This window comes from Natronincola peptidivorans (assembly GCF_900111615.1).
GTDB classification, from domain to species: domain Bacteria; phylum Bacillota; class Clostridia; order Peptostreptococcales; family Natronincolaceae; genus Natronincola_A; species Natronincola_A peptidivorans.
On record NZ_FOHU01000035.1, the window covers coordinates 1 to 15,266 of the forward strand.

General features: G+C 34.4%; 18 protein-coding genes, 1 pseudogene and 2 riboswitches. Of the genes and pseudogenes, 14 read left to right on the forward strand and 5 right to left on the reverse strand.

All coding sequences use genetic code 11. The features are described 5' to 3' along the window. The coding region (locus BMX10_RS18220; RefSeq protein WP_330387935.1) for a hypothetical protein at positions 1 to 193 on the reverse strand (193 nt) is incomplete at its 3' end. A 173-nt stretch (positions 194 to 366) separates the two neighbouring features. On the opposite strand from BMX10_RS18220, the gene BMX10_RS17100 reads away from it, so the two are divergent. From BMX10_RS17100 to BMX10_RS17120, 5 genes are all read left to right on the forward strand, one after another. Then, a complete protein-coding gene (locus BMX10_RS17100; RefSeq protein ID WP_090446918.1) occupies positions 367 to 1,053 on the forward strand; it encodes a peptidoglycan recognition protein family protein in 687 nt (228 codons plus the stop codon). A gap of 86 nt (positions 1,054 to 1,139) precedes the next feature. Beyond that, the gene (locus BMX10_RS17105; RefSeq protein ID WP_090446919.1) at positions 1,140 to 1,619 is read left to right on the forward strand and encodes a QueT transporter family protein; all 480 of its coding nucleotides are present in this window, start codon (positions 1,140 to 1,142) and stop codon (positions 1,617 to 1,619) included. A gap of 364 nt (positions 1,620 to 1,983) precedes the next feature. Beyond that, entirely contained in the window at positions 1,984 to 2,430 is a 447-nt protein-coding gene (locus BMX10_RS17110; protein WP_090446921.1) for a MarR family winged helix-turn-helix transcriptional regulator, read from the forward strand. 16 nt (positions 2,431 to 2,446) lie between these two features. Then, complete coding sequence (locus BMX10_RS17115; protein WP_090446923.1) at positions 2,447 to 3,070, forward strand: class I SAM-dependent methyltransferase; 624 nt, start codon at positions 2,447 to 2,449, stop codon at positions 3,068 to 3,070. 107 nt (positions 3,071 to 3,177) lie between these two features. Beyond that, positions 3,178 to 4,020 carry an isocitrate lyase/PEP mutase family protein gene (locus BMX10_RS17120; protein ID WP_090446925.1) on the forward strand — a complete coding sequence of 281 codons (843 nt, stop codon included), beginning with the start codon at positions 3,178 to 3,180 and terminating at the stop codon, positions 4,018 to 4,020. Between the two features lie 84 nt (positions 4,021 to 4,104). Here BMX10_RS17120 and BMX10_RS17125 read toward each other — a convergent pair whose 3' ends face one another. The 4 genes from BMX10_RS17125 to BMX10_RS17140 form a co-directional block, all read right to left on the reverse strand. Next, complete coding sequence (locus tag BMX10_RS17125) at positions 4,105 to 4,917, reverse strand: SDR family NAD(P)-dependent oxidoreductase (RefSeq protein ID WP_170834879.1); 813 nt, start codon at positions 4,915 to 4,917, stop codon at positions 4,105 to 4,107. 43 nt (positions 4,918 to 4,960) lie between these two features. Continuing rightward, positions 4,961 to 5,629: a TetR/AcrR family transcriptional regulator gene (locus BMX10_RS17130; RefSeq protein WP_090446929.1), complete on the reverse strand. Its 669-nt coding sequence runs from the start codon at positions 5,627 to 5,629 to the stop codon at positions 4,961 to 4,963. Positions 5,630 to 5,771: 142 nt separating this feature from the next. Continuing rightward, entirely contained in the window at positions 5,772 to 6,455 is a 684-nt protein-coding gene (locus BMX10_RS17135) for a TVP38/TMEM64 family protein (protein ID WP_090446931.1), read from the reverse strand. A gap of 376 nt (positions 6,456 to 6,831) precedes the next feature. Further along, complete coding sequence (locus BMX10_RS17140; protein ID WP_170834880.1) at positions 6,832 to 7,575, reverse strand: MBL fold metallo-hydrolase; 744 nt, start codon at positions 7,573 to 7,575, stop codon at positions 6,832 to 6,834. 291 nt (positions 7,576 to 7,866) lie between these two features. Between BMX10_RS17140 and BMX10_RS17145 the strand changes: the two genes are divergently transcribed. The 9 genes and pseudogenes from BMX10_RS17145 to BMX10_RS17185 all read left to right on the forward strand — a co-directional run. Next, complete coding sequence (locus BMX10_RS17145; protein WP_090446935.1) at positions 7,867 to 8,337, forward strand: tRNA (cytidine(34)-2'-O)-methyltransferase; 471 nt, start codon at positions 7,867 to 7,869, stop codon at positions 8,335 to 8,337. 120 nt (positions 8,338 to 8,457) lie between these two features. Beyond that, the gene (locus BMX10_RS17150; RefSeq protein ID WP_090446937.1) at positions 8,458 to 9,300 is read left to right on the forward strand and encodes a DegV family protein; all 843 of its coding nucleotides are present in this window, start codon (positions 8,458 to 8,460) and stop codon (positions 9,298 to 9,300) included. Between the two features lie 144 nt (positions 9,301 to 9,444). After that, positions 9,445 to 9,562: riboswitch (glycine riboswitch) on the forward strand. 3 nt (positions 9,563 to 9,565) lie between these two features. Beyond that, a riboswitch (glycine riboswitch) is annotated at positions 9,566 to 9,646 on the forward strand. Positions 9,647 to 9,799: 153 nt separating this feature from the next. After that, entirely contained in the window at positions 9,800 to 10,180 is a 381-nt protein-coding gene (locus tag BMX10_RS17155) for a GrdX family protein (RefSeq protein ID WP_090446939.1), read from the forward strand. 62 nt (positions 10,181 to 10,242) lie between these two features. Next, complete coding sequence (gene trxB, locus BMX10_RS17160) at positions 10,243 to 11,190, forward strand: thioredoxin-disulfide reductase (RefSeq protein WP_090446941.1); 948 nt, start codon at positions 10,243 to 10,245, stop codon at positions 11,188 to 11,190. A 21-nt stretch (positions 11,191 to 11,211) separates the two neighbouring features. Beyond that, positions 11,212 to 11,529, forward strand: a complete 318-nt coding sequence (gene trxA, locus BMX10_RS17165) for a thioredoxin TrxA (RefSeq protein WP_090446943.1) — start codon at positions 11,212 to 11,214, stop codon at positions 11,527 to 11,529. 79 nt (positions 11,530 to 11,608) lie between these two features. Next, positions 11,609 to 12,895 carry a glycine/sarcosine/betaine reductase component B subunit gene (locus BMX10_RS17170; RefSeq protein WP_090446945.1) on the forward strand — a complete coding sequence of 429 codons (1,287 nt, stop codon included), beginning with the start codon at positions 11,609 to 11,611 and terminating at the stop codon, positions 12,893 to 12,895. Between the two features lie 84 nt (positions 12,896 to 12,979). Next, entirely contained in the window at positions 12,980 to 13,456 is a 477-nt protein-coding gene (grdA, locus tag BMX10_RS17175) for a glycine/sarcosine/betaine reductase complex selenoprotein A (protein WP_090446948.1), read from the forward strand. 45 nt (positions 13,457 to 13,501) lie between these two features. Continuing rightward, positions 13,502 to 14,812, forward strand: coding sequence for a glycine reductase complex selenoprotein B (gene grdB / locus BMX10_RS17180; RefSeq protein ID WP_090446950.1), 1,311 nt, complete (start codon positions 13,502 to 13,504; stop codon positions 14,810 to 14,812). A 108-nt stretch (positions 14,813 to 14,920) separates the two neighbouring features. Next, positions 14,921 to 15,266: pseudogene (locus tag BMX10_RS17185) on the forward strand (glycine/sarcosine/betaine reductase complex component C subunit beta); the annotation flags it as partial.

Consider the following 15,266-nt stretch of genomic DNA (forward strand, 5'->3'; position numbering starts at 1 on the left):
GATAATCTTGCATTTGAAACTTTAGAATTCTAGGGAGCTTATCAATCTTTAACTTCTGGTACTTAGGACTATTAGAGTCTTCAAAATTCAATTGGCGTAAAGGGATGTTTCTAGAGACAAAGATTAAAAGTGTATAAAGTTCTTTTTGTAGATATTGAATATATAGTACTAAATAAGATATAATGGAGTTCACAATGACCACCCTTTCTTTATTAATTGTGAGCTGGGAACTTCAATTATATCAAGAAATGGGGGGGCATTGTTTTTTTATACAAAAAAACTTTGAAACCTTTAAAATATAATGATTAGTTAGTAAAAAAAGAGTGTCAAACTTGACACTACGTAAACTATAAAGGAGGATGAGAAATGACAGGTGTGGTACCAACAATAAAAATAGACTATGTGCCTGTGGACAGTCCCAATAGGCCAGGAACTGAAAGCGACATGCAGTGGGTTACTGTTCATAATACTGCTAATCCTGATAGCACAGCTCAAGATGAAAGAGATTACGTAGAATGGAGAACAGACAATGCAAGCTTTCATTACGCTGTAGATGACCAAGAGGCAATAGCCATAATCCCAGAGGAAGAAGTAGCATGGCATGCAGGAGACGATGAGGGTAATAGAACCAGCATCGGTGTAGAAATTTGTGAATCAGGAGACGAAGAAAAAACCTATAAGCATGCCCTTGGATTGATAGCAAAAATATTGCAGGAAAGAGGTTGGGGAGTAGATAGAGTAAGAACACATGAGAGTTGGAGTGGCAAATATTGTCCAAGAAAATTATTAGAGGTTTGGGACGAGTTTTTAGAGGATATTAATGCTACCTTAGAAAGCTTTAACCAAGAGGAATCTTCAGGAGGTGAGAATGTGAATTCAGTACCAGAATGGAAGCTACAAGGAATAAAATATCTTTCCGAAAGAGGATTGCTAAATGACGTAGAGGGATGGACAGAAAAAATAGATGAGCCAATGCCGGTATGGGCTACAACGATATTATTAAAAAAAGTTCATGAGGATATTGTAGAATTGACAAGTAGTGAAAACAAATGATATGATAATCTTTGTTGATAAAAAGTAACAAGTCAGTTCGAAACCATCCTGACTTAAAACAAAACTAAGGATTTGGAGGAAAAGTAATGAAAAAAACAAAATATTTAACCCAGGCAGCCATGATTGCAGCATTGTATGTGGTACTGGTGGAGGTTTTTAAGCCATTTAGCTATGGAATCATGCAGGTAAGAATAGCTGAAGTATTAACGGTACTACCGTTCTTTACTCCTGCAGCGATTCCAGGACTAACTGTAGGGGCGCTTGTATCTAATATTATAGGACCCTATGGTATATTGGATATTGTCTTTGGAAGCTTGGCAACTTTAATAGCGGCATATCTGTCCTATAAAATGCCTAAGAAAGTACTGGTACCTATACCACCGATTTTGGTTAATGCTGTTATCATTGGTGCTATGCTCTACTATATTTTCTTAGGGACACCAGACGAGATGGGTCTATTACCAATTATGGGCTGGGTTGGCTTAGGACAATTAATAGCTTGTTATGGATTAGGTTATCCTTTGATGAGTATATTAGAAAAATACAAAAAAAATATTTTCAGCTAGGAAAAAAGAGGGAAGCTTAAAATCCCTCTTTTTTTAGTTAGGCTCTGTTAAAGATAAATATTGATATTTTATAACAACTACCCATCGCTGTGGTAGCGGTCATTCTGAGCATAGCGAAGAATCTTATGGTGAATACTGAGCAAAGATCCTTCACTCTGTTCAGGATGACAACCTCTAGTGCTTTCTAGCATCGCTATTTCGTTTGTAAGCAACAATAGTATTTAACAAAGCCTTTAATTAAAGAAAATTTCTAGTTGCATTTTGTGTCTAATCTAGGATAGGTGAGCTGATAAAAAATTTTGCCAAAAAGTAGTTGCAATTAACAACTATTTTAATGTACAATTGATTTGGGAGGTGAGAATATTTGGGAAAAACACATAAAGCAATACAGTTAAGAGAGCATATTCGACAAATAGAGAGGAAACTAGGGGTACTTCAGGAAAACCAAGGCTCTTGCTGTGATATTACTATGGCTCAATGCCATGCTTTAGTGGAGATTGGGAGAGCAGGATCGATATCATTAGTGAAACTTTCAGAAACCCTTAATCTTGACAATAGTACCATGAGTAGAACAGTAAATAATCTTGTAAAAAAACATTTTGTAGAACGACAGCTTGATACAAAGGACAGAAGATATATTACCATTCAACTAACAGAAGGTGGTAGAGAAGTATTTGAAGGGATTGAAGAAAGAATGAATTTCTATTTTGAAAATGTTTTGGGGGCAATTCCTGAAGATAAGCAACAACAGGTGCTAGAAGGCTTGGACATTCTATTAAAAGCATTAAAAGAAAATCAAGATAATAAATAGGGAGGGGAGCTGTATAATGGATAGTAAAAGCTATTTTAATGATGTAGCAAATCAATGGGATACTATGAGGAAAGATTTCTTTGCAGAGGAAATACGAGAAAAGGCTTTTGAAGTTGCAGATATCCATCTAGGAAAACTAGCTGCTGATATAGGAGCAGGTACTGGATTTATTACAGAAGGGCTACTGTTGAAGGGATTACAAGTAATCGCTGTTGATCAGTCAGAGGCCATGATAAAAAAAATGAAAAGTAAATTTGGAGATAGTAAATTGGTTGATTATAGGGAAGGGACAGCGGAGAGTATTCCTATTGAGAAGAACACAGTAGACTATATATTTGCTAATATGTATCTTCATCATGTAGAGGAGCCTCTTATAGCTATTAAAGAAATGGCAAGAGTTTTAAAACCAGGAGGCAAAATGGTGATTACTGATTTAGATCAGCACAATAATACCTTTTTACAAGAAGAGCAATATGATCGCTGGATGGGCTTTAAACGCGAGGATATTAAAACATGGTTCCAAACGGCAGGGTTAAGGAATGTATATGTAAATGGTGCAGGCGGAAATTGCTGTGCTGCATCAAACAGTGGCTGTGAGGAAGCAAGTGTCAGTATATTTGTGGCTTATGGTGAAAAGTAACAGGCTTAGTTAACAAAAATAAGACTTTATTAGAGACATTAAAGGATTAGGTACCATTATTTGTTGTAATAATTTTAAAATATTTAGATCTGAAAATGGGGGATGAAATGAACAAATATAAAGCTTTGAAAAAAATGATTCATGATTCAGAGACCCTTATAGTTCCAGATGCTTATGATGGAATATCAGCGAAACTAATTGAATACTGTGGATTTAAGGTCATTCAGTGTTCAGGATATAGTTATTCAATTTCTAAAGGTCTGAAGGATGAAAAAATATTAACTTTAGATCAAAACATTAGAAGAACATCAGAAATAGTATCTGCGGTGGACATTCCTGTAATGGCAGATGGTGAAGACGGTTATGGTTGCCAAGAGATTTTTCGAAACAACATAATAAAATTTATTCGCACAGGAATAGCTGGTATCAATATTGAAGATCAAAATTTATGGAATCCTTATAATACTGAAAAAATTGTTTCTTTAGAAGTAATGTCTGATAAGATTAAGGAGATATTAAAGATAAAACAAGAACATAATATTAAGGATTTTGTAGTCAATGCTAGAACTGATGCATTGAGAAGCACCGACAATAGAAAAAAGGCATTAAATATAGCAATTGAAAGAGGGAACAAATACCTTGAATTTGGCGCAGACATTTGTTTTGTACCATGTGTAAAAACTAAAGAAGAAATTCAATTACTACAAAAAGAAATTAATGGACCTATAAGCATAGCAGCTGGTTTACCTTATAATATTAATGAATTTACAATTAGAGATTGCATTGAGTTAGGTATTTCAAGAGTAAGCTTACCATGCATTCTAATATTTAGCGCAATGGGAGCAATGAAATCCACACTTGATGAAATAAGAAATACCAGTACATTTGAGAGCACATTAATGGATAAAAAATTAATTGATATCAATCTATTACAGGATTTACTTAAATAAAGAAAAATTTGATATTACAAAAACAAAATCGGCATCTGAGGTGACTTTTGAAAACCTCAGATGCTGTATGTATTAAAAAGAATATTATATGCCACTCATTCGAAATATCACTTTTTTAAACATTGAAAAAGGTAGAAGGGACCTTAACAAGAAGGCCATTTTAGTATCTGAGCCTGATGCATATCGAAATCTTGACTTATTATCTACTGCAGCCTTATAAATAGTTTTAGCAGTAAAATCAGGATCATATCCTTTCTGATAGCTCTGCATCAAATACCGATGCCAGTTTTTAAAACTAGTTTTATAATAAGCAGGATAGTTATCTAGATTAAGATTTTTTATTTCATCATATAAATTGGTTCTAACCATGCCTGGCTCTACAATTTTAATGTGAATGTTTAGTTGTCTTAGTTCATACAGAAGTCCCTCACTAATCCCTTCAATAGCCCATTTTGTTCCATGGTAGAGGCTTTGATAAGGGAAGGTGGTTTTACCGGCTATAGATGAAATATTAATAACCAATCCATTATTATTAGCACGGAAATAAGGGATAATAGCCTTCACCATATTAATGGTACCAATGATATTAATATGAATGATGTAGTGAATATCATTTTCTGCAGTGATTTCTAGTGGATTGGTTGTATAAACCCCTGCATTATTAACAAGAACATCAATACCTCCAAAGTCCTTTATGACTGATGATAAACATCTTTTGATTGATTCATGGTCAGTTACATCCAATTGATAACACTTTACATTTTCAAGCTTGGTCAAATCAGATTCCTTATTAGGATCTCGCATAGTAGCTGCCACATTCCACCCATTTTTTTGGAACAAAAGGGCTGCTGATTTGCCAATACCCTTTGATGCACCTGTGATTAATACTGTTTTCATAAACATCCTCCTTAGTGACCATCGGTCATTTAATAGCAAAAAATTATTTGTTTTGATGCATAGTAATATATCCGTGTATATGATAGGTAGCCATATCCATCATAGTTTTGATAAAATCCCTATCAAACATCTCTAAACCAGGTTCCTGTATGGCTTGCTTGACTATTGGAGAGGGATGAGATACTTTATAGCTACCAATCAGGCAAATAAACAATTGGCTGAGTATCATGATACCGTGCCCTTCATGAATAATCGGCATAGCTGTCTCTATAAGTTTACCTATTTGGCACATCTCGTTTTTAAGAAAAGTTTTGAATTGAACAGAACGATTAAAATCAATGTTTTGTTCTAAGGTATCGTCAAGTATAGAAAAAAGTTTCACTAAAACAATATTATCAATAGAATTCATCAATAGATTAACAAATTCATTAATTGAGAGACTTTTTCTATTTGAAATACTATTACTGATTTTCATTTGAATCTCTTGACTCCAATGGGATATGTACCTTTCAGTAAGGGATAGAAAGAGGTCTTCTTTGGTTTGAAAATAGAGGAATAATGTTCCTTTTGCTAATCCTGTGTTTTTTGCAATCTTTGACATGGTAATATCCTTATAATCGCAATCTAAGAATAGCTTCTCGGCAGTGTTCAGAATATCCTCTTGACGTTGCTGTTTTTCTACATCACTTAGTGCTCTCTTTATATAAGCCATGTTATAACCTCACTTAATTGTTATATTCTCACTATAAATGACCATGAGTCATTTGTCAAGAATAAATGTTAAATAAAATTTATCCTACTGGTTATAGCGTTACTTACATTAGCAGTCTCCCAAGATAGAAAATCTAGTTTAACTATGAATTTTTATTTTTCATCTTTTTAATAAAAATTGGCAGTAAAGCTAGCAAAGCTAATAAAGAAAAAACTATGATATTACCTGTAGATAAGATGTCTTGTGGTGAAGTAATCTCAGCTAAATTGGATCCTGTATAGGCATAGATAACAGATATAGGAATCACACCAAGGGCTGTTGTCCATAAAAAAACCCTGAAAGAAATTTTGGTTAAGCCTGATAGAGAATTTACTACAATAAAAGGAAACACAGGAACCAATCTAACAAAAATCATATAATAATGACCATTGGATTTTACCTCAGCATTAAATTTTGACAGCCTGTCCTTATACTTGCTTTGTACCCAAGACCCAATATAATATCTTGACAGCAAAAAAGTGATAGCGGCACCTATGGTAGCACTAAGATTTATAAATAGTGCTGCTGGAAGGACACCAAATAGAGCACCCCCTAAAAGAGAAAGAATAATAGCTGCAGGGATACCAGATGCAACAACAAGAGTATAAATAGCTATATAAAGAAATATAGACAAGAGATAATGTTGACGGACATAGTTTTGAAATAAAACTCTATTTTCATGAATATTTTCTATAGTTAAATGGTCTCTCATACTAAAAAATAACAACAGAAAAACACCTAAGATAAATAGTATAAAAAGAATAAGCTTTTGAGATCTATGTTTCATGTAGTATATCTCCCACCACTTTTAAAATAAAGGCTCTGTTAAACACTATTGTTGATTTTAACATTCTATTAATACTTGGGATTTGTCATCCTGAGGGAACCGAAGGATCTAAGACTCTTCGCTATGCTCAGAGTGACAAAAACTCAGTATCCTGTCATGATTTTATTTATATAATATCAACATCTATCTTTAACATAGCCAAAATAGAAAATGAAGGATAGATTTTAATCATCATATCCTTAAAATATTAACTATATTATTTCATTTTAGGGAAATAGTATTCTTGGACTGTTGAAAAATCTCTATTTTCGCTTATCAACTCAAAAAACCACAATTCATTCATATTACAGCACACTATAGATATTAAACTGCTATCCTATAAAGGAGAATATGTAACAATATCACCTAAGCGCTTTAATTGAGCAACTTCTATGGAAGGATCCTGAAGCTTGTTTGTGAATTCATGGCAAATATAATAGTTATCTCTGAAATGCATAGGCACTAAAAGCTTTGGTTTAAGCATCTTTGCAAAATATACTCCAGCAAGATGATAGTATTCCTCTAGTCTAGGATCTACTGGAAGGAAAGCTACATCTATACCTGAAGTTGGGAGGTAGCTTACTTCTTTCTTAAAATCCTCCTCTTCAGCTTTTTGCTGTTCATCAGTAAAATCCTTCCAATGCCACCAATTCAAATCTCCAGCATGAAATAGGGTAATCCCATCAACCTTGACTAAAAAGGATACTCCTTTATCTGTTGTACCATAGCTTTGTATAATTATATCTTCTAAAACTAACTCTTCATAAGGATGCATATAAAGATATGATTTTTTATGAATATCATCTTTTATATCATGACTCAACACATAGTTTATTTTTGGATTGATATTTTCCCACTGAAAAATGAAACGGTTATAATGATCCCCATGACTATGTGTGACAAAAATGATAACTTTCTTTGGTGTTTTCAAATATTTTTCTGTAAACACATCCTGTTGAAAAGAATGCTTCTTCGTTATGAAGCTATCATGATAATAGTCAAAAATTAGATAATAGTTAAGGGTCTCAACAGCAAAGCTACTATGGCCTAAGTGGTGAATGTTAATTTTCGTTGAACTCAAAATATCAGCCTCCTATTTATTAAATAACATCTTTATATATACTATACACTTTTAAAAGGATATAAAACAAATGCATGACCATATTATGAATTGAATAATAATACTAATAGAAGATCATTTATTTGTTATTGCTCTTAACAAATAGCAAATGATATCATAATACTTAGAGTGAAATTATAAAAAAATCACAAAAAAATTTATATTATTTGTAAAGCAAAAGAAGTATAATATGTAATATTGATTAATAAGTAGAAGAAATTATTATAATAGAATAGAAACAGGAGGATGGAAATGACATTACATGTTGTATTATTAGAACCAGAAATACCACAAAACACGGGAAATATTGCTAGAACATGTGTGATAACCAATACTGTATTACATATTATCGGACCTATGGGATTTAGCTTAGACGAAAAAGCTGTAAAAAGAGCAGGATTAGATTATTGGGATTTATTAGATTTCAGGTATTATGATAGTTATCAAGCTTTTGTGGAACAAAATCCAAAGGCAGAGATTTATTATGCCACTACAAAAGCAGAGAAAGCACACAGCGATGTCTGCTATGGAGAAGAAGTATACGTTATGTTTGGGAAAGAAACTGCTGGAATACCTAAAGAAATTTTAGAAAAAAACAAAGAACATTGCATTAGAATTCCCATGCTTAGCATAGAAAAGGCTCGTTCCTTGAATTTATCAAATTCTGTAGCTATTGCAGTTTATGAAGTCTTAAGACAGTGGAATTATCCAGGAATGAGATAATATACCATAAAAGAATAAAATGTTATATACTAAAAAGAGTGGTATATGGTATTAGAAACCTTTTGGTGATGAGACATAATACTTTACATAGTATATCTTAAAATGAAGGGGGTTTTAAAAATGAGCAATATTCAAATTGTAGTTGATAGTATGACAGATATTCCAAAAAATCTTGTGGAAAAGTATAATATAGTTGTAGTACCATTAACGATTCATTTCGATAACGAAGAATATAGAGATGGAATTGATTTGACTGGCGAAGAGTTTTATAGCAAACTTACCCAAGTAAAAGAACTACCTAAAACATCTCAGGTTGCACCAAATATCTTTCTACAAGTATTTAAAGGAATACTTGAGGAAGGTAAGGAAATAATTTGTATTAATGGGTCATCAAAGGCCAGTGGGACTCACCAAAATGCTGTCCTAGCAAAGACACAATTAGAAACCGAAAAAATTGTTATTTTTGATACCATGAGTTTGTGTTTTGGAGCAGGCTTCTTTGCATATGAAGCAGCTAAAATGGCAGCAGATAACAAGAGTACAGGAGAAATAATTGAGAGACTAAGAAAAATGAAGTCAAATGTGGATCATATTTTTACTGTAGATACATTGGAATACTTAAAAAAGGGCGGCAGATTAAATCCAATGAAGGCCACCATAGCAACGATATTGAATGTAAAGCCTATTCTCACAGTGGAAGAAGGTTTAGTAGAATCATTAGATAAAGTGAGAGGCAGCAAGAAAGTAATAAATAAAATGCTGGATTTAGCAAAAGAAAGAGGAAGTGATTTTAGTAATAAGGCAGTAGCAATCGCTCATGCAAATAATCCTAGAAAAGCAGAAGAGTTAAAGGAAATGGTGGAGAAGGAATTAAAGCCACAAGAAATACTGATTACAGAAATCGGATGTACTATAGGGACGCACGCAGGGCCTGGTACTTTAGCAATTTTTTATGAAAAGTAAATCTTATAATGAACTCACTAGAAAAAAATAGAAATATTTATGAAAAACTGTTGCTTATCATAGCTTTTCTTATTATAATGAATGTATATAGATAATCATGATTAATTTTTAACAATACATTTAAAAATTCAATATCAGTGCTGGAGGAAAAATGCGGGAGAGACCTAATATAGATTTTAGTATGATTAGGCGCCGAAGGAAGAAGCTAAAAGATACGCCATTTTTTAGTGAATATCTCAGGCAAAAGGACCGTATTTGGACAGCTCTCTGGAAAGCTAAGAACTAATTTAGCACCGAAGGAGCAATTTCTAGATTTAGAAAGAAACTCTCAGGTAAACCAACAGAGGTAATTTATTGCAACAGGCGTTGTTATAAGTTATCTCTGTTTTTGTTTTGCCCATTTTTTTAAATACATATTTGTATATCTTTAACACATGAAAAAAGCATAATTACATAAACTAAAATAAGATGTACAAAGCTAGCAAATGGAGGTATATACTTGAAGCCAGTTATTGTTACGAATAATCCAAAGGTTATTGAAAGCTATAAAGAATTATGTAAGATAGTTTTTATTGAGGGAGAGTACATGGATGTTCTGATTGCTGTTAGAGATTATATACATAAAGGTCATGAACTACTGACGCATCCGTTATCAGGCAGTATAAAACCCAATGAAACTCCATACAAAAGCGCACTAATTTCTAGTGACGTTGGGCAAATGAATATCAGTTCTACAACGATTATTGAAGACAGTATCCTTACTGCAAAAAAGTTTATTGAGAATAAAAAGACACCATTATGGACAGAAAGTATTTTAGAGGATTTTAGCGAAATAGATTTTAGATTATTAGAAAGTGCCATGGGAAGTATAGGTTTGTGATTAACCTAGCCTAGTTTAGGTAGTTAATATATAAAGGAAAATGCACATAAGGAGTGATAAATATGGAAAAAATTTACGATGTGGTGATTATTGGTGGAGGCCCGGCTGGGTTATCTGCTGGACTTTACGCTGCAAGAGGTAAAATGTCTACATTGATATTAGAAAAAGATAGAACAGGTGGACAAATTGTTACAACTAATGAGGTAGCAAATTATCCAGGGGCAATTGCAGATGCTACAGGCCCATCCTTAGTAGCTAGAATGGTTGAACAATGTAAGGAATTTGGTGCTGAAATAAAAAAAGATGCTATCAAAGAAATACAGGTAGAAGAAAAAATTAAAGTTTTGGTGGGAGAAAAAGAAAGCTATAAGGCAAAAGCAATCATAGCTACTCCAGGAGCAACGCCAAGACCATTAAGTGTACCTGGAGAGAAGGAGTTTACCGGAAAAGGCGTTTCTTACTGTGCAACCTGCGATGCTGACTTCTTTACTGACTTTGAAGTTTTTGTAATAGGTGGAGGAGATTCTGCAGTGGAGGAAGCTATTCATCTTACGAAGTTTGCAAGAAAAGTAACCATTGTACATAGAAGAGATGAGCTAAGAGCTGCAAAATCTATCCAAGATAAGGCCTTCAAGAATCCTAAAATGGAATTTATTTGGGATAGTGTAGTAGAGGAAATTAAAGGAGACGGCTTAGTAGAGTCCATAGTTTTTAAAAATGTGAAGACTGGTGAAACAACAGAATATCATGCTGATGAAGAAGATGGTACATTTGGAATCTTTGTCTTTGTGGGATATCTTCCCCAAACGGACTTGTTTAAAGGCTTGCTAGACATGGATGAAACTGGTTACCTAATTACAGATGATAATATGAAAACCAACATTCCAGGAGTTTTTGCAGCTGGAGATTGTAGAGTGAAATCTTTAAGACAAGTAGTAACAGCTGTAGCGGATGGTGCAATTGCAGCTATCCAAGCAGAAAAATATATTGATAATACTTTTGAGGAATAAAAATTATAAGGAGGTGTAAAAATGTTAGCAGTTGACAAGGATACTTTTGATAAAGAAGTGTTAGAGGTTGATGGTGTCGTATTGGTGGATTTTTGGAGCGATGGCTGTGAGCCATGTAAAGCATTATTACCAGACATCGAAGCACTAGAAGAAGTTTATGGAGACAAAATTAAATTTGTAAAACTAAACACAACAAAAGCTAGAAGACTTGCTATCAAACAAAAAGTTCTTGGTTTACCTACAATTTCCATCTATAAAGGTGGAGAAAAGGTAGAAGAAGTAACAAAGGATGACGCGACAAAAGGGAATATTGAATCCATGATTAAGAAATACTTATAGAAAGCAGTTTAAGCTTGGCCTATAACTGAATAATTTGATATAGTTATAGGCTTTTTATTAATAAAGGGAGGTGAAGTTTGTGCGATTAGAGTTAGGTAATATTTTCATTAAAGATGTACAGTTTAGTGATGCTACAAAAATAGAAAATGGAGTACTTTATATTGACAAAGAAGAATTATTGGCAACAGTAGGTGGTGATGAGCGTGTGAAGAACATTGACGTAGAATTAGCTCACCCAGGAGAAGAGGTAAGGATTACGCCAGTGAAGGATGTCATCGAACCTAGAGTAAAGGTGGAAGGACCAGGAGGAATGTTCCCAGGTGTACTTAGTAAAGTAGATACTGTAGGAACTGGTCGTACACACGCATTAAAAAATGTTGCAGTTGTTACTGCAGGTAAAATTGTTGGTTTCCAAGAGGGAATCATTGACATGTCAGGGCCTGGAGCAGAATACACACCATTTTCTAAATTGCACAACATTGTTATAATTGCTGATCCAGTTGATGGTATTAAGCAATACGATCATGAAGCAGCTGTAAGAATGATTGGGTTAAAGGCAGCACAATATCTTGGTGAGTTTGCTAAGAATCTTGAGCCAGAGGAAATAAAGTATTATGAGACAGAGCCTCTTCTAGAATCCATTAAAAAATATCCTGATTTACCTAGAGTTGGCTATGTTTACATGCTTCAAACTCAGGGATTACTTCATGATACCTATGTTTATGGGGTAGATGCAAAAAAGATTATACCAACGATTTTATATCCGACAGAGATTTTTGATGGTGCCATTATTAGTGGTAACTGTGTATCCGCCTGCGATAAAAATCCAACCTATGTACATCAAAACAATTCCATCATCGAAGATCTTTATGAAAAGCATGGTAAGGAATACAATTTTGTTGGTGTAATTATCACCAATGAGAACGTTTATCTTGCTGATAAAGAGAGGTCTTCAAATTGGACAGCTAAGCTATGCAAATATTTAGGTTTAGATGCTGTTATCGTTTCTCAAGAAGGCTTTGGAAATCCAGATACTGACCTAATTATGAATTGCAAAAAAATTGAAAACGAAGGTGTGAAAACTGTTATTGTAACAGATGAATATGCTGGCAGAGATGGTGCATCACAATCTCTTGCAGATGCAGACCCTAAAGCAGATGCTGTTATAACCAATGGGAATGCTAATGAAGTTATTCTTTTGCCACCAATGAAAAAAATCATTGGCACTACACAATATGTTGATACCATTGCTGGAGGATTTGATGGCAGCTTAAGAGCTGATGGAAGCATCGAGGTAGAAATACAGGCTATTACTGGAGCCACTAATGAAACAGGTTTTGTAAGGCTTACAGCAAAAGAATATTAATTGTATTTAATGAATTTAAAAACTGTTTAAGAAAATCCACGAAGGAAAAACTAAAATAAATTCAATGAAAGAAAGGATGAGAGTATGGCACTTTTTGATAATAAAAAAGTTATCATTATTGGCGATAGAGATGGAATTCCTGGTCCAGCAATAGAAGAGTGTTTAAAGACAACCGGCGCTGAAGTAGTCTTCTCTGCTACTGAATGCTTTGTCTGAACCGCTGCAGGAGCAATGGACTTAGAAAACCAACAAAGGGTAAAGGATTTAACAGATAAATACAGCCCAGAAAATGTTATAGTTTTATTAGGAGCAGCTGAAGCAGAATCCTCTGGTTTAGCGGCTGAAACTGTAACAGCTGGCGATCCAACCTTTGCAGGTCCATTGGCAGGAGTCCAGTTAGGACTTAGAGTATATCATGTAGTTGAGCCACAATTTAAAGATGAAGTAAATGCTGAAGTATATGATGATCAAATCGGCATGATGGAGATGGTACTTGATGTTGATGGTATTATCGAAGAAATGAGTGCTATCAGAAGTGAACACTGTAAATATAATGATTAAATTACCCATAAAATATCCCGTTGAAAATAAGAGAGGGGGGAAAGTATGAGCAAAAAAAGAGTCGTTCATTATATCAATCAGTTCTTTGCAGGTATTGGTGGCGAAGAAAAAGCTGATATTAAACCAGAAGTTAGAGAAGGTGTAGTAGGTCCAGGTATGGCTATTAATACTGCATTAAAGGAAGAGGCAGAAATTGTTGCAACAGTCATCTGTGGAGATTCTTATTTTAATGAAAATGTGGAAGTAGCTCAAAAAGAAATCCTAGATATGATTAAGCAATATAAACCTGATTTATTCATTGCTGGTCCAGCTTTTAACGCAGGAAGATATGGTGTGGCCTGTGGAACAATAACCAAAGCAGTACAAGATGAATTAGGGATTCCAGTAGTAACAGGAATGTATATTGAAAATCCTGGAGCTGATATGTTTAAAAAGAGTGTTTATATTGTAGAAACAGGAAATTCAGCTGCTACTATGCGAGCGGCAGTTCCAGCTATGGTAAATCTTGCTCTAAAATTATTAAAGGGTGAAGAAGTTGGTTCACCTGAAGAAGACAAGTATATTTCAAGAGGAATCAGAAAGAACTACTTTGCTGAAGAAAGAGGTTCTAAACGAGCTGTTGATATGCTAATCAAAAAATTAAAAGGCGAGGACTTTGTTACGGAGTACCCAATGCCAGACTTTGATAGAGTTGAACCAAATCCTGCTGTAAAAGATTTAAGTAAGGCAAAGATAGCTTTAGTCACCTCTGGTGGCATTGTACCAAAAGGTAATCCTGATAGAGTTGAATCCTCTAGTGCATCAAAGTATGGGAAATATGACATTGCCAACTTCCAAGAGTTGACAGAGGCAGATCATGAAACAGCCCATGGTGGATATGATCCTGTATATGCAAACGAGGATCCTGATAGAGTATTACCAGTAGATGTATTAAGGGACCTTGAAAAAGAGGGAGCTATTGGGGAACTGCACAGATATTTCTATACAACAGTAGGAAATGGAACATCAGTAGCAAGTTCTAAGGCTTTTGCATCGGAGTTTGCAAAAGAACTAATAGCAGATGGTGTTGAAGCTGTGATCCTTACCTCCACATGAGGCACCTGTACACGTTGCGGTGCAACAATGGTAAAAGAAGTAGAGAGAGCTGGGATTCCAGTAGTCCATATTTGTACAGTAGTACCTATATCATTGACAGTTGGTGCTAACCGAATCGTACCTGCTATAGCTATACCATATCCACTAGGTAATCCTGCATTGGATAAAAAGGATGAAAAAACACTTAGAAGAAAGATTGTGGAGAAATCATTACAAGCACTAACAACAGAAGTAGAAGGCCAAACTGTTTTCGAAGACTAAAAAACATGCCAGCTGTAGGAAGATCAGCTGGCATATTTAATAACTAAATTAGAAATTAAGAGTTGAAATAAAAACTTTATTTTATATAAACCAATGGAGGTGCAACCAATGTCCTATGCAGTAGTAAAAGGAACATCCTATGTACTGGTACATACACCAGACATGATTCTACACAATGGAACAACTCAAACAACAGAAAAACAAGCCAACCCCAACAGCGAATACCTAAAAAAACTGCCAGAGCATCTAAGAAACTACCAAGAAGTAGTAAGCTACCCACCCAACCAAGCATACATAGGAACAATAACACCAGAAGACCTAAGAACCTATGAAATGCCATGGTACAACAAACAAGTACAAGGGGCAGACCGCTATGGAAAATTTGGCGAAATCATGCCCCAGGACGAATTCATCGGCCTGATGAAAATCGTAGACGCCTTTGACCTAGTAAAAC